The sequence below is a fragment of the Kluyvera intermedia genome (genome assembly GCF_034424175.1).
Lineage (GTDB): Bacteria > Pseudomonadota > Gammaproteobacteria > Enterobacterales > Enterobacteriaceae > Kluyvera > Kluyvera intermedia.
In genome coordinates this window covers 1,996,954-2,022,306 of record NZ_CP139986.1, presented here as the reverse complement: position 1 = coordinate 2,022,306, position 25,353 = coordinate 1,996,954, and the positions used below count along the sequence as shown (strand labels likewise).

General features: G+C 52.5%; 27 protein-coding genes and 1 pseudogene. 16 read left to right on the top strand and 12 right to left on the bottom strand.

Annotated elements, in window-relative coordinates; translation table 11 throughout:
- Nucleotides 1-14: 14 nt before the first annotated feature.
- The 14 genes and pseudogenes from U0026_RS09740 to cmoB all read left to right on the top strand — a co-directional run bounded on the left by U0026_RS09740 (nucleotide 15) and on the right by cmoB (nucleotide 7,912).
- Nucleotides 15-401 (top strand): S24 family peptidase, encoded by a 387-nt coding sequence (locus U0026_RS09740; protein WP_062779713.1) that lies wholly within the window; start codon nucleotides 15-17, stop codon nucleotides 399-401.
- Between the two features lie 106 nt (nucleotides 402-507).
- On the top strand, nucleotides 508-699 hold the full coding sequence (locus tag U0026_RS09735) for a hypothetical protein (RefSeq protein WP_062779711.1): 192 nt from the start codon (nucleotides 508-510) through the stop codon (nucleotides 697-699).
- A 49-nt stretch (nucleotides 700-748) separates the two neighbouring features.
- Complete coding sequence (locus tag U0026_RS09730) at nucleotides 749-1,060, top strand: hypothetical protein (protein WP_062779740.1); 312 nt, start codon at nucleotides 749-751, stop codon at nucleotides 1,058-1,060.
- A 21-nt stretch (nucleotides 1,061-1,081) separates the two neighbouring features.
- The gene (locus U0026_RS09725) at nucleotides 1,082-1,588 is read left to right on the top strand and encodes a hypothetical protein (RefSeq protein ID WP_062779709.1); all 507 of its coding nucleotides are present in this window, start codon (nucleotides 1,082-1,084) and stop codon (nucleotides 1,586-1,588) included.
- An 11-nt stretch (nucleotides 1,589-1,599) separates the two neighbouring features.
- Complete coding sequence (locus U0026_RS09720) at nucleotides 1,600-2,439, top strand: BRO-N domain-containing protein (protein ID WP_062779707.1); 840 nt, start codon at nucleotides 1,600-1,602, stop codon at nucleotides 2,437-2,439.
- Complete coding sequence (locus U0026_RS09715; protein WP_062779705.1) at nucleotides 2,439-3,017, top strand: beta clamp domain-containing protein; 579 nt, start codon at nucleotides 2,439-2,441, stop codon at nucleotides 3,015-3,017. Before U0026_RS09720 ends, U0026_RS09715 begins: the two co-directional genes overlap by 1 nt.
- Entirely contained in the window at nucleotides 3,014-3,139 is a 126-nt protein-coding gene (locus tag U0026_RS09710; RefSeq protein ID WP_126440708.1) for a sodium:solute symporter, read from the top strand. The genes U0026_RS09715 and U0026_RS09710 overlap by 4 nt, the downstream gene beginning before the upstream one ends.
- The gene (locus U0026_RS09705) at nucleotides 3,136-3,360 is read left to right on the top strand and encodes a hypothetical protein (RefSeq protein WP_062779703.1); all 225 of its coding nucleotides are present in this window, start codon (nucleotides 3,136-3,138) and stop codon (nucleotides 3,358-3,360) included. Before U0026_RS09710 ends, U0026_RS09705 begins: the two co-directional genes overlap by 4 nt.
- Nucleotides 3,357-3,596, top strand: coding sequence for an excisionase family protein (locus U0026_RS09700; protein WP_062779701.1), 240 nt, complete (start codon nucleotides 3,357-3,359; stop codon nucleotides 3,594-3,596). Before U0026_RS09705 ends, U0026_RS09700 begins: the two co-directional genes overlap by 4 nt.
- Before the next feature lie 55 nt (nucleotides 3,597-3,651).
- Complete coding sequence (locus U0026_RS09695; protein WP_062779699.1) at nucleotides 3,652-4,965, top strand: tyrosine-type recombinase/integrase; 1,314 nt, start codon at nucleotides 3,652-3,654, stop codon at nucleotides 4,963-4,965.
- Between the two features lie 11 nt (nucleotides 4,966-4,976).
- A pseudogene (locus tag U0026_RS09690) lies at nucleotides 4,977-5,717 on the top strand (DUF72 domain-containing protein); the annotation flags it as partial.
- Between the two features lie 51 nt (nucleotides 5,718-5,768).
- Nucleotides 5,769-6,164, top strand: a complete 396-nt coding sequence (locus tag U0026_RS09685; RefSeq protein WP_062778470.1) for an MAPEG family protein — start codon at nucleotides 5,769-5,771, stop codon at nucleotides 6,162-6,164.
- A gap of 39 nt (nucleotides 6,165-6,203) precedes the next feature.
- Nucleotides 6,204-6,947, top strand: coding sequence for a carboxy-S-adenosyl-L-methionine synthase CmoA (cmoA, locus tag U0026_RS09680; protein WP_062778472.1), 744 nt, complete (start codon nucleotides 6,204-6,206; stop codon nucleotides 6,945-6,947).
- A complete protein-coding gene (cmoB, locus tag U0026_RS09675) occupies nucleotides 6,944-7,912 on the top strand; it encodes a tRNA 5-methoxyuridine(34)/uridine 5-oxyacetic acid(34) synthase CmoB (protein ID WP_062778474.1) in 969 nt (322 codons plus the stop codon). Before cmoA ends, cmoB begins: the two co-directional genes overlap by 4 nt.
- Before the next feature lie 252 nt (nucleotides 7,913-8,164).
- Here the strand turns inward: cmoB and cutC are convergent, their stop codons facing one another.
- Entirely contained in the window at nucleotides 8,165-8,905 is a 741-nt protein-coding gene (cutC, locus tag U0026_RS09670; protein WP_062778565.1) for a copper homeostasis protein CutC, read from the bottom strand.
- Between the two features lie 74 nt (nucleotides 8,906-8,979).
- Nucleotides 8,980-9,546 (bottom strand): VOC family protein, encoded by a 567-nt coding sequence (locus tag U0026_RS09665; protein ID WP_062778476.1) that lies wholly within the window; start codon nucleotides 9,544-9,546, stop codon nucleotides 8,980-8,982.
- Nucleotides 9,547-9,775: 229 nt separating this feature from the next.
- Between U0026_RS09665 and argS the strand changes: the two genes are divergently transcribed.
- Together argS and mrdA are read left to right on the top strand one after the other, a co-directional pair.
- Nucleotides 9,776-11,509 carry an arginine--tRNA ligase gene (argS, locus tag U0026_RS09660; protein ID WP_062778478.1) on the top strand — a complete coding sequence of 578 codons (1,734 nt, stop codon included), beginning with the start codon at nucleotides 9,776-9,778 and terminating at the stop codon, nucleotides 11,507-11,509.
- A 329-nt stretch (nucleotides 11,510-11,838) separates the two neighbouring features.
- Nucleotides 11,839-13,710 (top strand): penicillin-binding protein 2, encoded by a 1,872-nt coding sequence (gene mrdA / locus U0026_RS09655; RefSeq protein WP_062778480.1) that lies wholly within the window; start codon nucleotides 11,839-11,841, stop codon nucleotides 13,708-13,710.
- A gap of 19 nt (nucleotides 13,711-13,729) precedes the next feature.
- Here the strand turns inward: mrdA and U0026_RS09650 are convergent, their stop codons facing one another.
- The 10 genes from U0026_RS09650 to cheR form a co-directional block, all read right to left on the bottom strand.
- Nucleotides 13,730-15,298, bottom strand: coding sequence for an MFS transporter (locus U0026_RS09650; RefSeq protein ID WP_062778482.1), 1,569 nt, complete (start codon nucleotides 15,296-15,298; stop codon nucleotides 13,730-13,732).
- Between the two features lie 230 nt (nucleotides 15,299-15,528).
- A complete protein-coding gene (bglB, locus tag U0026_RS09645) occupies nucleotides 15,529-16,668 on the bottom strand; it encodes a beta-galactosidase BglB (protein ID WP_062778484.1) in 1,140 nt (379 codons plus the stop codon).
- Between the two features lie 4 nt (nucleotides 16,669-16,672).
- On the bottom strand, nucleotides 16,673-18,259 hold the full coding sequence (locus U0026_RS09640) for an MFS transporter (protein ID WP_062778486.1): 1,587 nt from the start codon (nucleotides 18,257-18,259) through the stop codon (nucleotides 16,673-16,675).
- A gap of 270 nt (nucleotides 18,260-18,529) precedes the next feature.
- Nucleotides 18,530-18,922 carry a flagellar protein FlhE gene (gene flhE, locus U0026_RS09635; RefSeq protein ID WP_062778488.1) on the bottom strand — a complete coding sequence of 131 codons (393 nt, stop codon included), beginning with the start codon at nucleotides 18,920-18,922 and terminating at the stop codon, nucleotides 18,530-18,532.
- Nucleotides 18,922-21,003: a flagellar biosynthesis protein FlhA gene (gene flhA / locus U0026_RS09630; RefSeq protein WP_062778490.1), complete on the bottom strand. Its 2,082-nt coding sequence runs from the start codon at nucleotides 21,001-21,003 to the stop codon at nucleotides 18,922-18,924. Before flhA ends, flhE begins: the two co-directional genes overlap by 1 nt.
- Entirely contained in the window at nucleotides 20,996-22,147 is a 1,152-nt protein-coding gene (gene flhB, locus U0026_RS09625; RefSeq protein ID WP_062778491.1) for a flagellar biosynthesis protein FlhB, read from the bottom strand. Before flhB ends, flhA begins: the two co-directional genes overlap by 8 nt.
- 216 nt (nucleotides 22,148-22,363) lie before the next feature.
- The gene (gene cheZ, locus U0026_RS09620) at nucleotides 22,364-23,008 is read right to left on the bottom strand and encodes a protein phosphatase CheZ (RefSeq protein WP_062778493.1); all 645 of its coding nucleotides are present in this window, start codon (nucleotides 23,006-23,008) and stop codon (nucleotides 22,364-22,366) included.
- A gap of 10 nt (nucleotides 23,009-23,018) precedes the next feature.
- Nucleotides 23,019-23,408 carry a chemotaxis response regulator CheY gene (cheY, locus tag U0026_RS09615; RefSeq protein ID WP_062778495.1) on the bottom strand — a complete coding sequence of 130 codons (390 nt, stop codon included), beginning with the start codon at nucleotides 23,406-23,408 and terminating at the stop codon, nucleotides 23,019-23,021.
- A gap of 17 nt (nucleotides 23,409-23,425) precedes the next feature.
- Nucleotides 23,426-24,475: a protein-glutamate methylesterase/protein-glutamine glutaminase gene (locus tag U0026_RS09610; RefSeq protein ID WP_062778496.1), complete on the bottom strand. Its 1,050-nt coding sequence runs from the start codon at nucleotides 24,473-24,475 to the stop codon at nucleotides 23,426-23,428.
- Nucleotides 24,472-25,338, bottom strand: coding sequence for a protein-glutamate O-methyltransferase CheR (cheR, locus tag U0026_RS09605; protein WP_062778498.1), 867 nt, complete (start codon nucleotides 25,336-25,338; stop codon nucleotides 24,472-24,474). The genes U0026_RS09610 and cheR overlap by 4 nt, the downstream gene beginning before the upstream one ends.
- Nucleotides 25,339-25,353 lie beyond the last annotated feature (15 nt).

Sequence of the window (25,353 nt, the reverse complement as noted above, 5' to 3'; positions counted from 1 at the left end):
CTGAGGAAATGAAAATGCAAAATGCTATCGCGATTAATCAGCCAATAAAAAATCCTCAAATGCTGTTTGGTTCAGACAATATTAATGATTTTGGTAACCGCGTTCAGAGCTGCAGGATGGAAGGTGACTCAATGCAACCAACCATCGAACCCTGTGAGGTAGTGGCTTTCGTCGATTGCCGCGGCCGTGCGCTTACCCCTGGCATTTATGTTTATACGATGGATGTATTTGGTCGGCCGTGCCTTTTTATTAAGAGAGTAGAGCCATTAGTTTGTGGTTCATTGAAAATTATTTCGGACAACCATCATTACGAAACCTTCACCCTCAACACCGAAGAACTGCAAGGTATAAAAATTCACGGCCGGGTAGTCGCTTCTTTGGCTGTGAGGCGCTTCGTATGAATTTCATCATTGATAAATCGGCATATAAAAGCGCCCTGCTCTATGCGTCATTCGGGCAGGTTGTAATTGCAAACCTCTATCTGCGTAAAGCGTATGGGAGAAAATAATGTGGAATCCTAAAACCGCCAGAATTGATGAGATTCAACTGGAAGCGGAGAATCTTAATGTTCCTTTAGAAGTAGTCTTAAGCAGTAAGGATATCAATTCTACACAAAAGAATACTCTTCTAAGCATGGCTCTAAATGCGTCAGCTAACGTTCTGAGCTGGTGTGAAGCGGAGGAGGCAAGGCGTGAATAACGTAATAGAAATATACCGTCGTCGCATAGCAATTGCCGCCCTACACCGAATGAAGCGCAAAACTGGCGGTTACTGTCTGGTTATAAATCTTCCGAACAAGGAGATACAGACAATAGAAATGGATGAAGAAACGTTACAGAAATTACTCATCCGGTTTGAAAGACAATCTGCAACAGAGTTCGGAAAAGAATCACCAGAGTTTATTAGGAAAACATATTTAAACAGCCTCGATATTAACGGTCACACAGAGTACCTGACCGAGACGGGGAAAATGATTATCGACGAACTGTTATCTGAGTTAGAAGCGCATGCCAGAAAATTATATAAGCGGGAGGCGGTGAAATGGCTAGACAGCAAATAATTAATAAAGTGGAGATATCAAATGTTTGATAGAGAAAATGGAAACGTGAAACTGCTTGTTTCCCGACTGAAAGAAATGCAGGAACAGTCCGGGATGCACATCCCCGCCTGGATGCTCGATGAAAATCGTTACGGCAATGGTGCGCTGACAGTTGAAGAACAACATGAGTGGGCTGAAACCGTTTGTCACTCCATGCGCGGCACCGTAGCCCTGCTCTACCTGGTTGAATGCGAAAAACGCTGGGGACTTCGTGACAACGAATACCAATTTAAAACCGGTGAGTTTGTTTTCGGTGTAACGCGAGAGCTTATCGAAAACCTGCTTATTGAGCACGTAGAAGGAGCTCTAATCGAGCAAAGGCCACAGGAACGATATCTGGCGGTATTTCAGTTCTACTGCGCCAACGATCAATGCCTGAAAGAAGACGGTCATTCGTGGTTTACCGACTTTCTCGACGACATCTTTGTGGATCTTGCTGTTCGGTTACGCGCTGGTGAAGCAACGCCAGTTCAGCACATTTTGCACTGAGGAAAATAATGATGAATAGCCAACTAATGACCTTTAGCTCAGAGGAACTCAATTTTTCGATGAGCGGAATTCTTTATGAGGGAAAGCCAGCATTTGACGCTGTAGAACTGGCTAAATCGCTGGGATATACAAACCCCGCCAAGGCGCTTAAAGACCACTGTAAGTCACTGATAAAAATTGATTATAACGAATCGTTAGAATTGGGTTTTGGAGAAAAACCGCGTGGCACTCAGCTTGCTGTCCAGGCTGATTTGTTCCGCCTGATCCTTCGCAGCCAGCTCCCATCAGCTGAACGCGTACAGGACTGGGTTTGTGAGGATGTACTCCCATCCATCATGACAACTGGCGCATACAGCAAAGAAATGCCGGACGCTAAATCACATCAACAGGGACTAGGTATGAACCAAGATATTCTATCACTGGCCCGGGTTGTGGCCGAAGCGACCGCATCCGCGACGATGAAAGCTGTAATGGAAGTGACCAGCATTGGCAAAGTTACTACCTCCCCTGCATTAGCGGCTCCAGCGACTGCGCCGGCCCTTCCAGTACAGGATTCAGCTAAACTCCCGAAATATGATGCCGAATATGTTCGCGTTATCAAAATGGCATGGGAAACGACTTTCTCAGACGGATCATGTCGCCGCCTAATTAAGTTATCCGGACTGCCAACGCAAAAATATAAGGGTAGCCGTGGACTGCTGGTGCATCGGGAATCCTTCATGCTGGCGCTGCGCACCCTGATTGAAGAATCTACACCACCAGCAATCGGTCGCAAACGCTGGCAGCATCCAGACTTTGGCGGTTTTGAGCTGCATAAAGACCCAGCAGAAATTTTCGGGGAGGAAAAATAATGTTTATTTATACCGATCTGCTCCGAGCCGCTCTGTGCTGCGTTGCCAGCCAGGAAGACAGCCGGAAAATCCTACGAGGTGTAAACCTCACCCCAACCCACATTCAGGCAACGAACGGCATTGCGGCTGTTTCGATGAAGCATGATTCCAAGCCCGAAATGGAAGGCGTGTTCATCCTACACGGCGATATCCCGGCCAGCGCAGAAGGAACAGTATTCCAGCAAGTTGGCAGCCAGTGGATCGCCTGTCACATGGACGACTACGAACGACCAGTTGGGCATAACGAGCTCGAACTGGTTGAAGGCAAGTTTCCTGACCTGAGTAAGCTGCTACCGACAGAGGTAAATCCCTGCACTGAACTCCCTCCGTTCGCTGCTGAACTACTGGCTTTACCTTACCGCATGTTTGGTAAGGAATTTTCTTCAACGCCCATTAAATTCAAATTTTTTGGGCCAGAGCTGCCATGTCAGATCTTGCTCGCTGACTCTATTAGCGGGTTCTTCGGAAATCCGGTGCTGGTAATCATGCCGATGAAATCGGCGGCGTTCGATTTACTCAGTAAGGCGATGGAAGGATGAAGAATATGTATGTGCGCTCCCTGTGGGCGCTGTTCTTCTCGATTTTGGTCGGCGCCGGACTGGCAGCCGGTGCGATGGGTTTTATCGGTGCGATGAAACTGCTGGCGGAGATTCTTCAATGAGGCTGGAAATTCACGATAAAGGCGCTGTGGCCACGCTGACCATCAGCAGCACTGTTTTTGAGTACCGGAAACATGTCCGGGTGGTCGATACCGTTTTGATGTGTACACCCAGGGTCGCTGTGAGTCGGCGCGGATTTTTCCTGATGAAAACGGTTATTTCTGGGCGCTCTAAAGAAATGTTGAGGGCAAATAAAACAGCAATTCGCGAGGTGAGCCGATGAAGGCTGAGATTATCCAACTAGCCCCCAACGAGTGGGTTTGTGAAAGCGTTCTTATCTCGGTCACCGGGCTTAAGCCCGGAACCATCCTCCGGGCACGCAAAGAATGCTGGATGGTTGGGAGGGAATATATTCACGTTTCGCCAGACGGTAACCCTAAGCCGTCCAGTGAGTGCATGTACAACCGAAAGGCGGTCGATGCATGGGTGGCTTCGATGAAAAACAAACAGCCAGGGTGATTTGACGCCATGAAAAAGGTAAGCTCACATCGCTCTTGGGCGTCTGGAGGAAGCAATGGATAAAGTCACATATCCGACAGGCGTCGAAAACCACGGTGGCTCGTTGCGCATCTGGTTCAGTTTTAAAGGTAAGCGTGTCAGGGAAAACCTCGGTGTCCCTGACACCATCAAGAACAGGAAGATCGCCGGGGAGTTGCGCGCCTCGGTCTGTTTTTCAATAAAGATGGGTGTTTTTGATTATGCGGAGAGGTTTCCTGATTCACCGAACCTGAAGTTTTTTGGTTTGGGTAAAAAGGAAATTACAGTGAAAGAACTTGAAGCGAAGTGGCTGGATCTGAAAAGGATGGAAATATGCGCCAACGCATTCAATCGGTATGAGTCGGTAGCGCGAAATGTAGTGCCGTTAATTGGTGGAAACCGGCTGGTTTCAGCAATAACCAAAGAGGAATTACTGTACATCAGGAAAGATTTGCTGACCGGTTATCAGAGCTCCGCTAACGGTAAAAGGCCAGCAAAAGGGCGAAGCGTTGTTACTGTGAACTATTACATGACGACAATAGCAGGGATGTTTCAGTTTGCAGCTGATCACGGTTATCTGGAAACAAACCCTTTTGATGGCATTAAGCCTCTTAAAAAAGCCAGGGCAGAACCCGATCCGTTAACTCGCGACGAATTTATTCGCCTGATCGATGCATGCCGGCATCAACAGACGAAAAACCTGTGGTCATTAGCGGTGTACACAGGAATGCGTCACGGGGAACTGGTCTCCCTGGCATGGGAAGATATAGACCTGAAGGCGGGAACAATTACCATCAGGCGTAATTATACGAAACTTGGTGAGTTCACTCTACCGAAAACCGAGGCAAGTACAAATCGAGTGGTGCATCTTATCCAGCCAGCAATCAGTATCCTGAAAAATCAGGCTGAAATGACAAGGCTGGGCAAGCAACATCACATCGCCGTGCAATTACGTGAATATAACCGGTCGGTTCAGCACCAGTGCACGTTCGTCTTTAACCCTCAGGTGGTCAGGCGAAGTGAGCAGGTCGGATTTGTCTACAAGGTTGATTCGGTTGGCGACTCATGGGATGCAGCATTGAAGCGCGCTGGAATAAGGCACAGGAAGGCGTACCAGTCACGACACACATATGCATGTTGGTCTTTATCTGCTGGTGCAAACCCGAGCTTTATTGCCAATCAGATGGGGCATGCAAGCGCCCAAATGGTTTTCAACGTATACGGTGCGTGGATGGCAGACAGTAGCGCAGAGCAGATTGCAATGCTAAACCAGAAGCTAGCCGATTTTGCCCCATTAATGCCCCACAGACCACAGGCAAGCAGTAGAGGACAATTAAAATCAGTAAGTTAACCCCGCTTACCCGACATGTTAATTGTGTGGAGGGCAACACGACGCTATATGCACTGCCAAAAGCAGAAATTGTCTCCCGCTGGCTCGCGCAAACCGACGACAACTTCCGCTTCTGTTTTAAATTTCCGGCCACCATTTCGCATCACGCAGCGCTGCGTCAGTGCGAAGCGCTCACGCTGGAGTTTTTCCAGCGGATGTCGCCGCTTGAGGCGCGTATCGGTCAGTACTGGCTTCAGCTCCCCGCAGCCTTTGGCCCCGCCGATCTTCCGGTATTATGGTCATTCCTTGATAGCTTACCGAAGGCATTCCATTACGGAGTTGAAGTGCGTCACCCGCTTTTTTTTGCCAAGGGTGAGCAAGAGCGCGAACTTAATCGCGGGCTGCACCAGCGCGGCGTCAACCGCGTGATTTTAGACAGTCGTCCGGTTCATGCGGCTATCCCGCATAACGAGGCGGTCATTGAGGCGCAGCGTAAAAAACCCAAAGTTCCGGTCCATGCGATTGTCACCGCCAGTCAACCGATGGTGCGCTTTATCGGCAGCGATAACATGGCGCAAAATCAGGCCATGTTCGCCCCATGGCTTGAAAAACTGCCCGAATGGCAAAAAACCACCACCCCCTACCTGTTTTTACACACCCCGGATATTGCCCACGCGCCGGAACTGGTGCATTTCCTGTGGCAGTCGCTACACATTGCCCTTCCCGAGCTTGGTTCAGCCCCCTCAATTCCACAACAATCTTCTCTTTTCTGACATTCATACCTATGATGATGGATGCCATCTGCCAACAGAAAGGGAGTTTGTATGGTTAGCGCGCTGTATGCCGTCCTTGCGGCATTGTTGCTGATAAAGTTTTCCTTCGATGTCGTTCGTCTGCGTATGTCATACCGCGTTGCCTACGGCGACGGAGGGTTCAGTGAATTGCAAAGCGCCATCCGTATTCATGGTAATGCGGTGGAATACATTCCTATTGGCGTCATTCTGTTGCTGTTTATGGAAATGAACGGTGCCGGAACCTGGATGGTCCATATCTGCGGGTTGCTACTGATTGCGGGACGCTTGATGCACTACTACGGTTTCCATCATCGCCTGTTCCGCTGGCGGCGTTCGGGCATGAGTGCAACCTACATTTCATTGTTGCTAATGGTGCTAGCCAATCTGTGGTATGTGCCGTGGGAGTTGGTTTTCTCGCTACGTTAGCGCACAATACGCCGTTTTTATTTTTCCGGATTTCACCTTATGTCTGACCGCGACACGCTTTTTTCTGCACCGATTGCCCGCCTCGGCGACTGGACTTTCGACGAACGGGTAGCTGAAGTCTTCCCGGATATGATCCAACGTTCCGTACCGGGCTACTCCAATATTATCTCCATGATTGGCATGCTGGCTGAACGCTTTGTTCAACCAGGGACACAGGTTTATGACCTGGGCTGCTCGCTTGGCGCAGCCACGCTCTCTATTCGCCGTAATATTGCCCACAATGATTGCCGTATTATCGCCGTGGATAATTCTCCCGCGATGATCGAGCGTTGCCGCCGTCATCTGGATGCTTATAAAGCGCCAACGCCGGTCGACGTGATTGAAGGGGATATTCGTGAAATTGAGATCGAAAACGCCTCCATGGTGGTGCTGAATTTTACGGTGCAGTTTCTTGAGCCCGCAGAACGTCAGGCATTGCTGAATAAAATCTACAAAGGATTGAACCCAGGCGGCGCGCTGGTGCTGTCGGAGAAGTTCAGTTTTGAAGATTCTACCGTCGGTGAGTTGCTGTTTAACATGCACCACGACTTCAAGCGTGCTAACGGCTATAGCGAACTGGAAATTAGCCAGAAGCGCAGCATGCTGGAAAACGTGATGCTGACCGATTCGGTAGAAGTGCATAAAGCCCGCCTCCATGAGGCCGGTTTTGAACACAGCGAACTGTGGTTTCAGTGTTTTAATTTTGGTTCTCTGGTGGCACTCAAGGAAGGTACGGCCGCATGATCGAGTTCGGTAATTTTTATCAGCAAATCGCCAAAAGCCCGCTTTCTCACTGGCTGGAAACGCTCCCGGCGCAAATTGCCACCTGGCAGCGCGATCAGCACGGCCTGTTTAAGCAGTGGTCGAATGCGGTGGAGTTTTTGCCGGAAATTCAGCCGTGGAAGTTGGATCTGTTACACAGCGTTACCGCCGAAAACGAAACGCCGCTCAGCGAAGGTCAGATCAAACGTATTGATACTTTACTGCGTCACCTGATGCCCTGGCGCAAGGGGCCATTCTCGCTGTATGGCGTAGATATTGACACCGAATGGCGTTCCGACTGGAAATGGGATCGCGTTCTGCCACACCTTTCCGATTTGACCGGACGTACCATTCTGGATGTCGGCTGTGGCAGCGGCTACCACATGTGGCGGATGATTGGCGCAGGGGCGCATCTGGCGGTGGGCATCGATCCTACCCAGCTGTTCTTGTGCCAGTTTGAAGCGGTTCGTAAGTTGCTGGGCAACGATCAGCGTGCGCACCTGCTGCCGTTGGGTATTGAGCAACTTCCTGCGCTGAAGGCTTTTGATACCGTCTTTTCCATGGGCGTGCTCTATCACCGTCGTTCCCCGCTGGAGCATATCTGGCAGTTGAAAGATCAGTTGGTCAATGACGGCGAGCTGGTGCTGGAAACGCTGGTTGTCGAAGGGGATGAAAACACCGTTCTGGTGCCAGGCGATCGCTATGCGCAGATGCGTAACGTCTACTTTATTCCATCAGCACCTGCGCTGAAAAACTGGCTGGAGAAGTGCGGTTTTGTCGATGTACGCATCGTGGATATGAACGTCACCTCGACCGAAGAACAGCGCCGTACCGAGTGGATGGTCACCGAGTCGCTGGCTGACTTCCTCGACCCGAACGATCCGAGTAAAACGATTGAAGGTTATCCGGCTCCGCTGCGCGCTGTGCTCGTAGCGCGTAAACCGTAACGGTTGTGCCGTTCCCGGCGGCGCTACGCTTGGCCGGGCTACAAATGTGCTCGAATGTAGCCCGGCCAAGCGCAGCGCCGCCGGGGGCCCTCAGGAGCGTACATAAGCACGTGATTGGGGTGAGCGAGGAAAGCCAACGCAGTGGCAGATTGAAATATGACGGATAAAAAAAGGCCCCTGTTTAATGGGCAGGGGCCTGGTACAAGCAAGCATCATATTGGGCGAATATGACACGCGGTAAAAAACTTTTAGCTACACATGGCACTCAATAATTTCTTTCATGGCGGCTACTGCCGCACCGTCAACCGCATAACGCGAATACTCATCAGCGTCAGGATCCGTTGACATTGAAAGTCCGGGGTTGCGATAACGCATTTCGGAGGGCACCCATTGCCCGGCTGAGCTGTGAACTTCTTTGACGTCGGCTTGAAGGAAGAGGGAAAGATTGCTCGCCCTGACCCCTGCACCCGCCATAATGATTGGACTATTGCCTCGTTCAATAAGTTCCCGAATTAATAAAATACCTTTTTCAGCCGTCGGCTGCTGACCAGATGTCAGCACCCTTGCTACGCCTAATTCTGCAAGTTGTTCAATGGCTTGAACTGGGTCGACGCACATATCAAAGGCACGATGAAAAGTCACCGCCAGCGGCCCGGCCGCCACCATGACTTGCCGCATCCGCGACATGTCTATTTGCCCCTCAGGATTTAGCACCCCGATGACCAATCCAGGGTAACCCAACGAGCGCACCTGACGAACGTCTTCCAGCATGGCGGCAAACTCGCCGTCGGTATAACAAAAATCACCACCGCGCGGGCGGATAATCGGATGAACGGGAATGGATACCCGCTGACGCGTTGCTCTGAGCACGCCATACGATGGCGTAAGCCCTCCCTCTAGCGGCGCGGCGCACAGTTCAATACGGTCGGCCCCATTCTGCTGCGCGATAACCGCGCACTCCGTGCTGTAACAGCAGACTTCAAGCAATGCCATGTTTCTCTCCGTTTCAATCCAGCGACAAATCATGCCACCGTTCCTCAATGCAGACTCGGCGTGACTTCACATTGTTACACGACCTGCTCGCTAGCCACGATTTCTTCAATCGTCCACGGGTGAAATTTCACCGTGATTTTGCCGTCTGTCACCGCCATCGTGGGATTCGGTAATCGCTCGCGTTCACCTTTTGGTGAGCTGGTTTTTACCGAAATACCCGGTTGACTCAATCCGTCATCAGACAGCAATGCCAGCGCACGGGCATTGAGTGTTTCCGGCGCACCAGGCAGGACGATTTCAATATGTTCCCAACCCTCATGCGGATAACGTTTCTCACCCGGCCACGGCAGTTCAATAACCGTGAACTGCCAATGCGCCACGCATAGGGGCTCCGTGAGTTTGAACAAACAGATGGGACGACCATTGATGATATTTTCCGACAGCAGCGTGCCACACTGTTCAAACCCGCGACGCCAGCGCTCAGCGGTGGTGTTCTGATGGCAACGCAGGGAAATATGGTCGGCATTGAGCACAGCGATATACAGCCCGAGGCGCTCTGCAAGCGCCGTTAATGCGTCGGTAAAACGCGGGAGATCTGCGGAAATATCCTGCAGTTCGTCAATTGTCTGCCAGTTTGCCATTTCAGCCCTACTCTTATTACATGAAGAGGCTAATCTACCTTGTTGTTGGCAATGAACCAACAATCACGTAGTTCGGCGATTAATCCCTGCTCAGGCAACGTTTTTCGCCCGTGTAGACGCGGGCCTGATGCTGACGGCATCCGGCAAATGCAGTATACTCCCGCCTTAATTTATCCACACCCGGCGCACAACCACACAGGTGAGTGCGTCTAAAACGTAAGGTATTCCGGTGAATATTCAGGCTCTTCTCTCAGAAAAAGTCAGTCAGGCCATGATTGCGGCAGGTGCACCTGCCGATTGCGAACCGCAGGTTCGTCAATCAGCAAAAGTCCAGTTCGGCGACTATCAGGCCAATGGCATGATGGCTGTTGCTAAGAAACTGGGCATGGCACCACGACAACTGGCAGAGCAGGTCCTGTCTCATCTTGATCTGAACGGCATTGCCAAAAAAGTCGAAATCGCCGGCCCTGGCTTTATCAACATTTTCCTTGAACCCGCGTTCCTGGCAGAACACGTTTCTCAGGCGCTTTCAAGCGACCGTCTGGGTATCGCACAGCCTGAACCGCAGACGGTTGTGGTAGATTACTCTGCGCCAAACGTGGCCAAAGAAATGCACGTTGGTCACCTGCGCTCGACCATTATCGGTGATGCGGCGGTACGTACGCTGGAACTGATGGGCCATAAAGTCATCCGTGCAAACCACGTCGGTGACTGGGGAACGCAGTTCGGTATGCTGATTGCCTGGCTGGAAAAACAGCAGCAGGATAACGCGGGTGAAATGGCGCTGGCCGATCTTGAAGGTTTCTATCGTGATGCGAAAAAACATTACGATGAAGATGAAGCTTTCGCTGAACGCGCGCGTAGCTACGTGGTGAAACTGCAGGGTGGTGACGAGTACTTCCGCAAAATGTGGCGTCAACTGGTCGACATCACCATGACGCAAAACCAGCTGGCCTATGATCGTCTGAACGTGACTCTGACCCGTGACGACGTGATGGGTGAAAGCCTGTATAACCCAATGCTGCCGGGAATCGTCGCCGATCTGAAAGCCAAAGGCCTGGCCGTTGAAAGCGAAGGCGCGACCGTTGTATTCCTTGATGAATATAAGAATAAAGAAGGTGAGCCTATGGGTGTCATCGTCCAGAAAAAGGATGGCGGCTACCTGTACACCACCACCGATATCGCCTGCGCAAAATATCGTTATGAAACCCTGCATGCCGACCGCGTGCTGTACTACATCGACTCACGTCAGCACCAGCACCTGATGCAGGCATGGACCATCGTGCGTAAAGCAGGCTACGTGCCAGACTCTGTGCCGCTGGAACACCATATGTTCGGCATGATGCTGGGTAAAGACGGCAAGCCATTCAAAACCCGCGCGGGCGGTACCGTGAAACTGGCTGATCTGCTGGATGAAGCGCTGGAACGTGCACGTCGTCTGGTATCCGAGAAGAACCCAGACATGGCCGCAGACGAGCTGGAAAAACTGGCAAACGTCGTCGGTATCGGTGCGGTGAAATACGCAGACCTGTCAAAAAACCGTACCACTGATTACGTGTTTGACTGGGACAACATGCTGGCCTTCGAGGGCAATACCGCGCCGTATATGCAATATGCCTATACCCGCGTGCTGTCCGTATTCCGTAAAGCGGAGCTGGAAGAAAGCGCCATCATCAATGCCGCCGTCACCATTACCGAAGATCGTGAAGCCCAGTTGGCCGCGCGCCTGCTGCAGTTTGAAGAAACTCTGAACGTGGTGGCTCGCGAAGGTACGCCGCACGTGATGTGCTCTTACCTGTACGATTTAGCGGGTCTGTTCTCAGGCTTCTACGAGCACTGCCCTATTCTGTCCGCCGAAAGCGAAGCCGTGCGTAACAGCCGCCTGAAGCTGGCGCTGCTGACGGCGAAAACGCTGAAACTGGGTCTGGATACGCTGGGTATCGAAACTGTAGAACGGATGTAACTCCCCCTCTGGATGTGAGAGCCCGCGTTGTGTCGCGGGCTTTTTTTTGGCATGCAGTTATTCCCGGCGGCGCTTCGCTTGGCCGGGCTACAATGGTAGCCCACACAAAAAATTTATCCCGGCACAAAATTGTTGCGCGCGCGAGGTGCGTAATGCCGGCACCAAATTGTAGCCCGGGCAAGGCGTGTAACGCCGCCCCCGGGTAAACCCGCCGCAATTTGTTACAAATCACAAGGAATGACACATTTCCCTAAGGGATGGTACATTTTTTGTCTGTCATGCCCGTGACCGCTCCGTATGATTAGGCGGCTTAAACACTGGGTGCCTTAATGACTTTTAGAGATTATGAAGCGGAGAGGAAACTCTTCATTCGCCGCGTGCTGGTCGCCTTCGGCCTGGTTGTCATCTGCTTTAGCATACTGATTTTCAACCTCTACCGTTTGCAGATTGATGAGCATAGCTACTACACCACGCGTTCAGACGCCAACGACATCAAAATGCTGCCAGTCGCCCCGACGCGCGGTATCATCTATGATCGTAACGGCATCCCGCTGGTCAAAAATGTCACCTGGTACGATATTACGATCACCCCCTATAAAATCAGCGATATGGATGCGCTGCTGCGCCAGCTCACGCCGCTTGTTGACCTCACGCCTGATGATATTGAGCAGTTCCATAAAGCGCTGAAATCCAGCAGCCGATACCGTCCTGTGGTACTGAAAAATGCCCTCACCGATGTGGAAATTGCCCGTTTCTCGGTAGATCAGTTCCACTTTAATGGTGTGACCATCGATAGCTACGAGGATCGTGAATATCCCTACGGTGCAGAACTGGCACATGTTCTCGGCTATGTCTCCAAAATCAACGATAGCGATCTCAAAGCTCTGGATAAAAAGGGATTATCTGAGAACTATGCTGCCGACCACAACATTGGGAAACAAGGTATTGAGCGCTACTACGAAAATGAGCTGCACGGTAAAACTGGCTATCAGGAAGTGGAAGTTGATAACCATGGTCGCATCGTTCGCCTGCTCAAAGATGTCCCGCCGGTTGCCGGAAAGGATATTCATCTGACGCTGGATCTGCATCTGCAGGAGTACATTGAAAGCCAGCTCGTGGGGCAGCGCGCGGCGGTACTGGTTGAAGATCCCCACGACGGCTCCGTGCTGGCGATGGTGTCAAATCCCAGTTATGACCCCAATCCGTTTGTGAAAGGCATCAGCTACCAGGACTACAACACCTTGTTGCAGGATAAAGATCTGCCGCTGATTAACCGCGTGACCCAAGGCCTTTATCCACCCGCTTCTACGGTGAAACCGTATATGGCGATGTCAGCGCTACTGGATGGTGTCATCACCCCGCAGACCAGCTTCTTTGGCGCACCAACCTGGACGCTGCCCGGCACCCAGCGCCACTATCGCGACTGGAAGAAAACCGGTCACGGTATGCTCAACGTCACCAAAGCGATTGAAGAATCCGCCGATACCTTCTTCTATCAGGTGGCCTTTATGATGGGTATCGACCGTATCCATGACATGCTGAGTCAGTTTGGTTACGGTAAACCGACCGGTATTGACCTCGACGAAGAGTACAACGGCCTGCTCCCCAGTCGTGACTGGAAACAGCGGGTGCATAAGAAAGGCTGGTATCAGGGCGACACGATTTCCGTCGGTATCGGTCAGGGTTACTGGATTGCCACACCGATCCAGATGGTCAAAGCCATGGTTGCGTTGATCAACAACGGTCGAGTTATCGCTCCTCACCTGTTAAAAGATGAAGAGTCTGGCAAGACGGTGATCCCATACCGCGAACCGGAACATGAGACGCAAATTGCTGATGCGGCATCACCTTACTGGGGTCTGGTTCGCCAGGCGATGTTTGGAATGGCTAACGCCTCTAACGGCACCGGCTATAAGTTTTTCCACACCGCCGCTTATGGCATTGCGGCAAAAAGTGGTACCTCGCAGGTCTTCAGCCTGAAAGAGAACCAGACTTATAACGCGAAAATGATCCCTACCCGACTGCGTGACCATATTTTTTATACCGCTTTTGCGCCGTATAAAAACCCGAAGGTCGCGGTTGCTTTGGTACTTGAAAACGGGGGAAGTGACGGCGTGGTCGCCGCACCGGTAATGCGTAAGATTCTTGACCATCTGTTTGCCCCCGAAGAAGGCCAGCCGCAGCTGCCCTCCCAGGGGTGAGTCGTGAAACGTCGGGCGTTTAGCGCCCGGCGGAGACCGCCTCGACAACAATCGGTGTTTCTGCGGTTTTAAACAGCGGGCTATTGCCCCAGCACTCTTCATAACGGTGACCCACCAGGTCTTCCACCACCACACGCACTTCCGGGGTGATATCTTCCAGCTTGCCGCCCGCTTTAATGCGCGCCACTTCCTGCAATACAATCTGGTGAGTTTCGCGATCGAGCTTCATTTGCTTACTAAAGACCATTGCTGCCAGCGCCAGCAGTGCAACACCGGCACAGAACACCACCGCAATAGCGTTAACTGCACTCTCCGGCTGAACGTGCGCCTTGGACTGGAAGCCGTAATAGCTCAGCACTGCTCCCATCACAAAGACAATAATCGAACGCAGGATTTTCCCGGAGAAGGTCATGGCACCCGCATAGATTCCTTCGCGACGGCGGCCGGTATAGATTTCATCGACGTCAGCAAGGAAGGTGTAAACCGTCCAGGGAATATAGTAAACGCCGCCCGTACCCAGGCCGAACAGTACCGTAATCCCGAACATCAAAATGGTCGCCAGATGCGCTGGCAGATGGAAGAACCACAGCGAGGTGTAAAGCAGCACCGCAAAAACAACCACGCTTAACGCCATGATGTACGGTTTACTAAAGCCTTTTTTCACGCAGAAACCGATGAACAGCGCCGTGGAGATTAGCTGCAAAATAGAGTTCAGGCTGTTTAATCCAGCCACCATCGCCGGATCGTGCTGCAAAACAAAAATCACGAAGTAGGTGAAGATGGACGCAAACAACCATTCCGCACCAAAGCCACACAGATACATACCAAGATGCTTACGGAAGACGCGCAGATAGAAGGTCGACCGCATATCTTTCGCCAGCGAAACGAGCGTGTTCAGCAATCCCTTTTTAACCTGCACTTCAGGCTCTTCTTCCCGTGGGCGCTCCCAGCTGTTGTACCAAAGACAGGCAACCGCGCAGATAAGGATCGCGCCGTAAGTCAGCCCGGTCAGGAAGAATGGCGTGGCCGATTCCTTACCGTACAGCAAAATAAATTGCCCAGGAATAAAGGCGGCGAGGAAGTTAGCGAGCTTACCGAAAATGGCTTTATAGCCGGTCAATTTGGAACGCAGCGCGAAATCATCGGTCATCTCGGTCGCCAGCGTTTCGTAGGGTACCATCACCGAGGTATAGATAATTTCAAATACCACATAGGTACACAGGTAGTACCAGAAACTCAGCCCTTCAACCCACAGCATGGGATAGAACATCATCAGCGGAATGCCGATAAGCAAGAAGAAACGGCGACGACCAAAGCGTTTGCCGAGGCGGGTTTTACCAAAGTTATCGGTGAGGTAACCCATCAGCGGGTTACTGATAGCGTCAATGACGCTGGCAACGGAGAAAATAAAAGCAGCCTCAATCAGTGTGAGCCCGCAAAATGTGGTATAGAAGTAAAGCAGCCATGCTCCGCTGATTGCCAGCGCGCCGCTTCCCAAGAGGTTTCCCCCTCCATATGCCAGTTGATGGCGCAGATTGACAGGTCTTCCCTGCAGCCCGTTAGGGACTGAAGCCGCATTTCTTGCCATAAAAATAAACCTCGTGTTTTATAATTTTGAAACACTGTTTTTATATTCTTATGGGCTCGCTCAAAATGTGAACCAAATCACTATTGTTACTGCGGCTATTAGTAATAAGTCGTTATGCGATCCAGTTAAAATTTTTTTATAACCAAAAGTAAAAAATTAAAATTTTATTGATGTAATAAGCAATAAAAAACCCGGCTCCCCACGTAGCCGGGTTTTCCATAAAGACAGACTTAGAAGAACTTACGCAAATATTCCGTCAGACAAAGAATGGCCATGGCCTGACCATACGGCATGGAGGTCAGTGGAATTTCACGATAGAAATCAAGGTTTGATCCCATACCGGTACCAAAGGAAGTTTGCAGCAGTTCCCCTTGTGGAGAGACATGTTTGACGATGCCTTTAATGGCTTTCTCAGCCACGTCTGCATACTCCGGCCCGACATAACGTTTACGAACGGCTTTTAGAATACCGTAAGCAAAACCGGCGGTCGCGGATGCCTCCAGATAGGAGTCCGGATCGTCGAGCAGCGTATGCCACAGGCCACTCTCATCCTGACATTTTGCCAGCGCAGCGATTTGCGCATTCAATACCTGCACCAGATAACGACGCACCGCATTGTTTTCAGGCAAATCCACAAGCTCGAGGAAGTCAGGAATGACGATCGTCAGCCAGCTATTACCGCGCGCCCAGCGGGCATTCGCGAAATTGTGATTGCCGTCGTAATTCCAGCCGTGGAACCACAGACCGGTTTCCCTATCCATCAGATTCTGCACATGCAGCAGGAACTGATACACCGCCTCTTCAACATACTCCGGGCGATTTAGCAGCTTACCGATTTTCGCCAGCGGTAAAACGGTCATCATCAACGTGTCATCCCACATCTGTTGATGATTCTCTTCCGCCAGCGTGATGTGCTGCATCCCACCATGGTTGGTCCGCGGCATCTCGTTCATTGCCCATTCCGCCCATGAATCAAGCCACGGCAGGTAAGCGGGATTGCCCGTCTCTTCATAGCGATAGGCCAGCGTCAGGAACGGTGCCATGGTATTGACGTTTTTGGTGGTAGCACCTTCAGCAAACCGGTCAGCAAACCAGTTGTCGATGATATCGCGCATCGCGACATCGCCGGTCTGCTGATAATACTGATGAATACCGTACAGACCGACGCCGTGCGTCCATTCCCAACCAGCCCAACCTTTAGTGTCAATCACTCGGCCATCGTCGAGACGCAGCAGAAATTGGCCTGTCTCATCCTTGATATTCACCAGATTGTTCGTCACGGTCTGAATCAATGATTTCAGCTCTTCCCGGGAGATAAAATACTCCGGTTGACGCAGTAATGGGCTATGTTTGACGGGCCAAACTTTCATATCTTTAACCTCTGTTGTAAGTCGAATTCAATGTTGCAGCCTGCTTCAAAGAAGGTGCAGCAGGTTTATTACGATTCAGATAACCAATATTGTTATTGCCCCACAGGGATTCATACGGCATCCCCGCCAGCATTTCGACGGTCGCACGTGCCTGCGGTGTCACCATTTCAGGAACTGCATGACCAGACTCGCGCATTTTGGCAGTCTCTTCGCGCAGTACGCCGTGGGTTTTGAGGTCGAGCTTAAAGCGCAGGGAAACCAGGAAGCCGCAGATCAGCACCGCAATGGTGCCCATGCTGAGGACCATCAGGATGGTATGGCTCACTTCCGGCGGCTGGATTTTCTGGCCAGAAACAAACCCGGACATCTGCATGATGATCCCCACCAGCATCACCGCACCTGCCTGAGACGCTTTACGGGTCAGGGTCATAATCCCGGCAAAGATCCCTTCACGACGCTGCCCGGTAATGACCTCATCCACATCAGCAATATAGGTATAGGTGTTCCATGGAACATAGTTGATACCACCACGCCCCAGACCGGCGATAGCAGAGATCAGCAACAGCAGAGCGTATATGTCGCTCATCCCTGCGTAATACAGTGCGGCATAGGAGAATGAGCCCAGACCAAACAGCACCACAACCATGCGATAAGACGGTGCCGGTCCGAAGCGGATACACAGCGGGATCATGGCGATCACGGCGATGAACTGGAAGATTGCCATCGTACCAAGCAGGTTGGATGCCATAGAGGCTTCCTGCATCAGGACAAACACCACGTAGTAGGTGAATACGGCGTTAAACACGTCCTGGGCGATATAGCCGCCGAGATACATGCCAAGGTGCTGACGGAAAATTTTAATCCGCAGCGTAGAACTCAGCTCCGTGAACAGACGGCTCATGCTCTGACTAAAAGTCAGGTGTTTCTTCTCTTCTTCCGCCTTCAGCGCCGCAACGGTCCACTCTTCACGTGGACGCTCCCAGGTGAAGAACCAAACGAAGGTCAGCATGATCGCGCACAGTACGGAGAACACCAGGCTTGCGTAGAAGAAAGAAATCGCGTTGTCTTTACCGAAGTGGCTTAACAAGATACCCGGCAGGAAAGAGGCCAGAATGGCGGACATCTGCGCCATGCCGATACGCGCCCCGGAGAATTTGGTTTTCTGTTTAAAATCATCGGTCATTTCCGGCACCAGCGTTTCGTACGGCACCAGAATCATGGTGTAGACCACATCAAAAATCAGATAGGTCACCAGGTAATACCAGAAGCTCATGTCCCCTATCCACATGAAGGAATAGCTGAACACACAAGGAATACCAAGCAGTATAAAGAACTTACGACGACCGAAACGTTTACCAAACCAGGTGGAGCCAAAGTTATCGGTCAGGAATCCCATCAGCGGGCTGACGACCGCATCCAGAACCCTGGCCGTTGCAAAGATGAAGGTTGCTTCAATGGGGGATAAGCCACAAAAGGTGGTGTAGAAGTAGAGAAGCCATGCGGCGGTCAGCGCGGTTGTCCCTGCACCGAGGAAATCTCCCGAGCCGTATGCGAAGTAGTTCGCCAATCCAATTTTTCGCGTTCTAGTCATTAGCCGTCAATCCTGTGTCTTTTATTATGAAACTCCCCCGGCACACAAAGGCTAAGCCAAAAGGAGCACTGACACGGCTACAGTAGAAGTATGCGTAAAGGGATACCTTCCTATTTCTGCCAAAACGGGCTCGGGATTGGCAAAAATGCAAAGAGTCGTGGCACAAGCGTCACTGATTTATAAAACAACGTTTCTATACTTTCAAAAGAGAGGGTCAAAAATGCGAGGCTGCCACCAGAATCTGATGGCAGTTGGTGAAATGTACGTCAGCTAGCGGTAATTCACGATGATTTGTATGCTTTGCACCTTTAGTGCAGGGATTAATCTGCCGCCACCCGGGATTTCCCATATAAAGCGGAAGGGTTCTGCGGCGGAAACCTGACTGAATGCCATAGTGCTGCCACTCAGCCCATCGAGTTCAGTACAGCGGGAAAGCGAGCACAGTCGGGTCACCAAGCCAGCGGGGCTCGGACCGTTAAGCTGAATATTCCAGGACACCCGCGTCGTCGAACCCTGCACCGGCTGTGAAGGTGCCAGAGGCTGTGAAGACGCCGCCTCACCACGATGGTTCAAGGTGATTCCCATCCGACTGTCCTGCCAGGCCCCCTCACCCGCCGCTTGCGCCATAAAAGGCAGTAACAGTAACCACAGAACGTGACGCATTATTTGCCTCCAATGGTCGCCGTCATGCGGATATTGCGGTTGTCAGACAGTTCCAGGTTCGATAGCACCACCAGTTGCGGCAGGCTGCGGCGCAAGAAACGTGACAACAGTGGACGCAGCGCATGATTGACCAGTAATACCGGCGGTGCGCCCAGCATCTCCTGGCGAGACAACGCTTCCTGCGACTGGGCCAGCAGACGATCGGCCAGCCCAGGCTCCAGACCACCGCCGCCCTGTAATGCCTGCAGCAACAGACGTTCCAGCGGCGTATCAAGGCCAATCACCTGCACTTCATCATTGCCCGGGAACCAGCGTTGGGTAATCGCCCGTCCCAGCGCCACGCGCACTACCGAGGTCAGTTCACCCGGGTCAGCTTGAATCGGCGCATGCTCGGCGAGGGTTTCAAGGATGGTTCGCATATCGCGAATCGGCACTTTTTCATCCAGCAGATTTTGCAGCACTTTATGCAGCGTGGTTAGCGTTACCACGCCCGGCACCAGATCTTCTGTCAGCTTCGGCATCTCCTGGGTCACGCGATCCAACAGTTGCTGTGCTTCCTGACGACCAAACAGTTCGGACGAATGCTGGCTTATCAGATGGTTAAGATGCGTCGCCACCACGGTACTGGCTTCCACCACGGTGAATCCCTGAATTTGCGCCTGCTCTTTGAGCGCATTTTCAATCCAGATAGCATCCAGACCAAATGCTGGATCGGTGGTCATCTCACCGGGCAGCGTCCCCGCCGCCGTGCCAGGGTTTATCGCCAGCCAGCGGCCCGGATAGGCTTCACCGCTGCCGATTTCGACCCCTTTTAATAAGATGCGATAGCGCGCGGGCGGCAAGTCCATATTGTCGCGAATATGCACCACCGGCGGTAGGAACCCCATCTCTTGGGCAAATTTCTTACGAATACTGCGGATACGGCCAAGCAGTTCCCCATCCTGCTGGAAATCGACCATCGGAATCAGTCGATATCCCACCTCCATCCCCAGCGTATCTTCGAGCTGAACATCGCTCCACGTTGCCTCAACCGCCTGGGTGGTGGTTTCCACCGCTTTCGTTGGCTGAGATGGCTCCGGGGCTTTCATTTCACGTCCACGGATCCACCAGGCCAGCGCCAGCAAGGCGGCGGTAAACAGTAAGAACACCAGGTTTGGCATGCCCGGCACCAGGCCCAACAAGCCCAGTACCCCGGCACTCAGTAACATGACGCGCGGATTGCTGAACAACTGGCCGACCATCTGCTCGCCGACATCCTGATCGGTACTCACACGGGTCACAATCACGCCCGCTGCCGTGGAGATGACCAGTGCTGGGATCTGGGCGACCAGGCCGTCACCAATCGTTAACAGCGTATATGACTCCGCCGCCTTACCCAGTTCCAGACCGTGTTGCAGTACGCCGACCAACAGACCGCCGATGACGTTAATCACCATAATCAGAATGCCCGCGACAGCATCTCCGCGCACAAACTTACTCGCACCGTCCATCGAACCGTAAAAGTCGGCTTCCTGCGTGACTTCCGAGCGACGTTTTTTCGCCTCTTCTTCGCCAATAATCCCGGCATTAAGATCGGCATCAATCGCCATCTGTTTACCCGGCATCCCGTCGAGGACAAAACGCGCCCCCACTTCGGCAATTCGTCCCGCACCTTTGGTGATAACCATAAAGTTGATGATAACGAGGATGATAAACACCACGATACCGATGGCGAAGTTACCGCCGACCAGGAAGTGGCCAAACGCTTCAACCACCTTACCTGCTGCCGCCCCGCCAGTATGACCGTCCATCAGGATAATACGGGTTGAGGCCACGTTTAGCGCCAGGCGCAATAATGTGGTGAAAAGTAAGATGGTCGGGAAAGCGGCAAACTCCAGAGTACGCTGGGTAAACATCGCCACCAGCAGTACCATAATCGACAGCGCAATATTGAAGGTGAATAGCAAGTCGAGGACGAACGCCGGAAGCGGCAGCACCATCATCGACAAGATAAGCAGGATCAGCACCGGCCCGGCAAGCACCTGCCATTGGGTGGATTTAAAGTTGTCGGGGAGACGCAGCATTGCGACTAGATTAGCCATCAGAGTCCTTCTCGTTCAAAAAATCCAGTGCCTCAGGCACCGGTAAGTTATCCGGTTTTTTCGGCTGTGCGCCGCCTGCCAGTTTCCAGCGTTTGAGCTGCCACACCCATGCCAGCACTTCTGCTACCGCGGCATACAGCGCGCCGGGGATCTGCTGGCCGATATCGGCATGACGGTACAGAGCACGCGCCAGTGGCGGTGCTTCGAGCATGGGAATACGGTTCTCTTCACCAATCTCACGAATACGCAGCGCCACCAGCCCCGCGCCTTTCGCCACCACTTTAGGCGCACTCATTTTGTTTTCGTCGTACTGCAACGCCACGGAATAGTGGGTAGGGTTATTGACGATGACATCCGCTTTTGGCACGTCCGCCATCATGCGCTGTCGCGCGGCGGCACGTTGCATCTGACGAATACGACCTTTAACGTGCGGGTCGCCTTCGCTCTGCTTAAATTCATCGCGGATATCCTGACGCGACATGCGCAGTTTTTTCAGGTGGCTGTGGATTTGCCAGAACACGTCAAATCCCACCATCGGGATAATGCCGAGCACCACCAATAAGGCACACAGCCCAACCATATTCAACGCATTACCCATTGCCGCCATCGGCGATTCGCTGACCAGACGCATCATTTGCGGCCAGTGAAACCACATGAAAAAGCCCGCCACGCTACCCATCAGCACCGCTTTCATAATGGCTTTGACCAACTCCGCCGCCGTCTGCGCGGAGAACATCCGTTTGATTCCGGGCAAAGGGTTGAGTTTATCGAGCTTAAAGGCGATGGATTTCCCACTGAACACCAGACCACCCAGCATGACCGGCGCCACCAGCGCCACCGTCATCACGCCGACAATCAGCGGTAATAGCGCCAGCATGGCTTCTTTTAACAGCAGGATAATTTGCCCGAGTATCAAATTCGGGTCGCTGACAATACTGTGGTCGAAGCGCAGACCGCCCGATAAAAGATTGGCTAACCGGCGGGCTAGCGATTCTCCCCCCAGCCAGAGCACGCAAACGCCCACCAGCAACATCAATAGTGACGTTAGCTCGCGGGATCGCGGGATCTGCCCTTCCTCTCGTGCTTTTTCGAGTTTTTGGGGTGTGGGGTCTTCTGTTTTATCGTCGTCGCTTTCTTCTGCCACGGCATCACTCTCGCAGATTTGGTCAAGGTATTATCCCGGCGCAGACATTGACCAATGCGCAGAATAGCGGAACGAAAACAGATGAATTCAACCGTTAGGTGAATACGGCGGCCTGGATTGCCGCCGTGAGAATGATGAGATTAACGTTGCCAGATTAAACGATAGTGTCCAGAGCCTACCTGCGCGCTATCGCCACCTGGCAATAAGGAAAGGAGGTTAAAACCCTAAACTGTCCAGCAGATCGTCAACCTGATCCTGGCTTGCGACCACGCCTGCTTTTGAGGTATCCACCTGCGGGCCATTGAGAAGACTTTCGTTCTCACGTTTTTGTCGCGCACCCTGCTCAGGAATATTCTCCAGCAGTACCATCAGCAGCTGGCGTTCAATCTCCTGAATCACATCCATCATGCGCTTGATAACCTGACCCGTGAGGTCCTGGAAATCCTGCGCCATCATGATGTCGAGCAACTGAGCGTTGGTAAAGCTGGTGTGCCCAGGGACTTCACCTAGATATTGCCGGGTGTCGCTCACCAGTTCGCGGGCGTCTGCAAGCTCAATCGGGTTTTCAAACCAGGCATCCCAGCGGGTGGAAAGCGCTTTGGCCCCTTTTTCCATTTCGTCCTGATGTGGCTGTGAGGCCTCAACGCTGTTGAGCGCACGCTCTGCCGCCTGTGCGGTCATCTGCACCACGTAGTCCAGACGATCGCGGGCGTCAGGGATAGCCTCCGCCGCTTCCGCAATGGCCTGATCCAGCCCCAGTTCGCGCAGGCTGTCGCGCAACATACGGGTCAGATTACCAATGCGGCTGATAATGTCCGCGGCGGAGTGTTCTTCGCCGGGCTTAATGAAAGATTGCATCATCATAGTCACCTTACATGCCCAGTTTCTCGAAGATTTTGTTCAGCTTTTCTTCCAGGGTTGCGGCAGTGAACGGTTTCACCACATAACCGCTGGCGCCAGCTTGTGCAGCGGCGATGATGTTCTCTTTTTTGGCTTCCGCCGTGACCATCAGCACCGGCATCGCCGCCATCGTCCCGCTGGCACGGATGGTTTTCAGCAGTTCCAGACCGTCCATATTCGGCATATTCCAGTCAGAGATAACAAAACCAAACCCGCCAGAATTGAGCTTATTCAGCGCATCGACGCCATCCTCGGCCTCTTCAACGTTGTTAAACCCCAGTTCTTTAAGCAGGTTGCGCACAATGCGACGCATGGTGGAAAAGTCATCCACAACCAAAAACTTAAGCTCTTTATCCGCCATAAAATAATTCTCCTGATTCAAATACGTATTGCCTGTCCGGCACTGATTTTCGCCAGCATCTGCTGGCTTACCTGGCTAAGATCGACCACTTCGCTGACACCACCGGTATTGATGGCCTCACGCGGCATGCCGAACACCACACAACTGGCTTCATTCTGCGCGATGGTCCAGGCACCGGCCTGGTACATCGCATGCATCCCGGCCGCACCGTCGTTGCCCATGCCGGTAAGGATGACTCCCACAGCATTGCGCCCCGCGTACTTCGCGACCGAATGAAACAGCACATCAACCGACGGGCGATGGCGATTAACCGGCGGCCCGTCGTGAATTTTAATTTGATAGTTCGCCCCGCTACGCGACAGCTCCATATGCTTGTCCCCCGGCGCAATGTAGGCGTGACCAGGCAGTACGCGCTCGCCGTCTTCCGCCTCTTTCACCGTTATCTGGCACAGCTTATTAAGACGTTCCGCAAAAGAACGGGTGAATCCTGGCGGCATATGCTGGGTAATCAGCAGCGCGGGGCTGGAGAGCGGCAACGGCTGTAATACGTGGCGAATGGCCTCCGTACCGCCGGTGGATGCCCCAATCGCAATCAGCTTTTCGGAGCTCAGAAGCGGAACAGCTTTCAACGTCGCGGGAACCGGCTGCGATTTATGCGCAGAGATACGTGCCCGAGAAGCGGCACGCACTTTTTCAGCAATGGTTTCGCTGTAAGCCAGCATTCCTTCACGAATGCCCAACTGAGGTTTGGTGACAAAATCCACCGCGCCCAGCTCAAGCGCCCGCAAAGTGACCTCAGACCCCTTTCCGGTCAGCGATGACACCATGACAACCGGCATCGGTCGCAATCGCATCAGCTTCTCCAGAAAATCCAGACCATCCATCCGCGGCATTTCAACGTCCAGCGTCAGCACGTCCGGGTTGTATTTTTTAATCAGATCGCGGGCGACTAGCGGATCGGGCGCCGTAGCGACCATTTCCATATCGTCATGTTCGTTAATAATTTCCGTCATGATTTGCCGCATCAGCGCCGAATCATCAACAGACAAGACCCTGATTTTACTCATGCTCTTCCCTTACTTAACGCGTAGACCGTTTGTCCGCGCAGGCTGAATTCGCGGGCGAGATGGCTGAAGTTTTCCGAATGTCCGGCAAACAGCAGACCGTCCGGTTTTAGCAGCGGTACGAAGCGTTTTAAGATCTCCTGTTGAGTCGCCTTATCAAAATAGATCATGACGTTACGGCAGAAGATGGCATCGAACGGGCCAGATATCGCATATTTGGCGCTGAGTAAATTCAGTGCGCTAAACTCGACGTAGTTGGCAAGCTCAGAGCGCACGCGAACCAGCCCATCATGCGGCCCGGTACCGCGCATGAAATAACGTTGAAGCTGCTGCTGGGAAAGCGTTTTCAGCTCCTCTTGTCGATAAATCCCGCTCTGCGCCTTTTCTAACACTTCGGTGTCGATATCACTGGCGACAACTTTCCAGCGCCCCGGTGCAGTACCCAGCGTATCGGCCAGCGTAATGGCGATGGAGTATGGCTCCTCGCCCGTTGAGGCTGCTGCACTCCACACCCGGTATTCCCCCTGCCGACGCGCGGCATGTTCCGCCAGCGTCGGGAAGTGATGCGCTTCGCGAAAGAACGCGGTCAGGTTGGTGGTCAGCGAGTTAATAAACGCCTGCCACTCCGCGCTGTCACCGTTGGCTTCCAGCAGGCTGAGATAATGTCCAAAGTCATCCAGATTCAGCGTCCGTAAACGCCGAACCAGACGGTTGTAAACCATGTCACGTTTATGATCGGCCAGCACAATTCCGGCGCGCTGGTAGATCAGTTGACATATCCGACGAAACTGCGCGTCGGTGAGCGTCAGGCGCTGCGTCAGCTGGCTCAGTAATTGCGATTGCCCATTTGGCAGAGATACAGTCATAGCGCCTTCTTACAT

Bases quoted from the DNA above. Each gene is read 5' to 3' on its own strand.
- U0026_RS09740 (WP_062779713.1), top strand. From the start codon at position 15: ATGCAAAATGCTATCGCGATTAATCAGCCAATAAAAAATCCTCAAATG.
- U0026_RS09710 (WP_126440708.1), top strand. From the start codon at position 3,014: ATGAAGAATATGTATGTGCGCTCCCTGTGGGCGCTGTTCTTCTCGATT.
- U0026_RS09640 (WP_062778486.1), bottom strand. From the start codon at position 18,259: ATGACTAGAACGCGAAAAATTGGATTGGCGAACTACTTCGCATACGGC.
- U0026_RS09700 (WP_062779701.1), top strand. From the start codon at position 3,357: ATGAAGGCTGAGATTATCCAACTAGCCCCCAACGAGTGGGTTTGTGAA.
- U0026_RS09705 (WP_062779703.1), top strand. From the start codon at position 3,136: ATGAGGCTGGAAATTCACGATAAAGGCGCTGTGGCCACGCTGACCATC.
- cheZ (WP_062778493.1), bottom strand. From the start codon at position 23,008: ATGATGCAATCTTTCATTAAGCCCGGCGAAGAACACTCCGCCGCGGAC.
- cheR (WP_062778498.1), bottom strand. From the start codon at position 25,338: ATGACTGTATCTCTGCCAAATGGGCAATCGCAATTACTGAGCCAGCTG.
- U0026_RS09685 (WP_062778470.1), top strand. From the start codon at position 5,769: ATGGTTAGCGCGCTGTATGCCGTCCTTGCGGCATTGTTGCTGATAAAG.
- U0026_RS09715 (WP_062779705.1), top strand. From the start codon at position 2,439: ATGTTTATTTATACCGATCTGCTCCGAGCCGCTCTGTGCTGCGTTGCC.
- U0026_RS09720 (WP_062779707.1), top strand. From the start codon at position 1,600: ATGAATAGCCAACTAATGACCTTTAGCTCAGAGGAACTCAATTTTTCG.
- U0026_RS09665 (WP_062778476.1), bottom strand. From the start codon at position 9,546: ATGGCAAACTGGCAGACAATTGACGAACTGCAGGATATTTCCGCAGAT.
- cheY (WP_062778495.1), bottom strand. From the start codon at position 23,408: ATGGCGGATAAAGAGCTTAAGTTTTTGGTTGTGGATGACTTTTCCACC.
- U0026_RS09610 (WP_062778496.1), bottom strand. From the start codon at position 24,475: ATGAGTAAAATCAGGGTCTTGTCTGTTGATGATTCGGCGCTGATGCGG.
- flhE (WP_062778488.1), bottom strand. From the start codon at position 18,922: ATGCGTCACGTTCTGTGGTTACTGTTACTGCCTTTTATGGCGCAAGCG.
- cmoA (WP_062778472.1), top strand. From the start codon at position 6,204: ATGTCTGACCGCGACACGCTTTTTTCTGCACCGATTGCCCGCCTCGGC.
- U0026_RS09735 (WP_062779711.1), top strand. From the start codon at position 508: ATGTGGAATCCTAAAACCGCCAGAATTGATGAGATTCAACTGGAAGCG.
- U0026_RS09695 (WP_062779699.1), top strand. From the start codon at position 3,652: ATGGATAAAGTCACATATCCGACAGGCGTCGAAAACCACGGTGGCTCG.
- mrdA (WP_062778480.1), top strand. From the start codon at position 11,839: ATGACTTTTAGAGATTATGAAGCGGAGAGGAAACTCTTCATTCGCCGC.
- U0026_RS09725 (WP_062779709.1), top strand. From the start codon at position 1,082: ATGTTTGATAGAGAAAATGGAAACGTGAAACTGCTTGTTTCCCGACTG.
- U0026_RS09650 (WP_062778482.1), bottom strand. From the start codon at position 15,298: ATGGCAAGAAATGCGGCTTCAGTCCCTAACGGGCTGCAGGGAAGACCT.
- cmoB (WP_062778474.1), top strand. From the start codon at position 6,944: ATGATCGAGTTCGGTAATTTTTATCAGCAAATCGCCAAAAGCCCGCTT.
- flhA (WP_062778490.1), bottom strand. From the start codon at position 21,003: ATGGCTAATCTAGTCGCAATGCTGCGTCTCCCCGACAACTTTAAATCC.
- cutC (WP_062778565.1), bottom strand. From the start codon at position 8,905: ATGGCATTGCTTGAAGTCTGCTGTTACAGCACGGAGTGCGCGGTTATC.
- bglB (WP_062778484.1), bottom strand. From the start codon at position 16,668: ATGAAAGTTTGGCCCGTCAAACATAGCCCATTACTGCGTCAACCGGAG.
- U0026_RS09730 (WP_062779740.1), top strand. From the start codon at position 749: ATGAAGCGCAAAACTGGCGGTTACTGTCTGGTTATAAATCTTCCGAAC.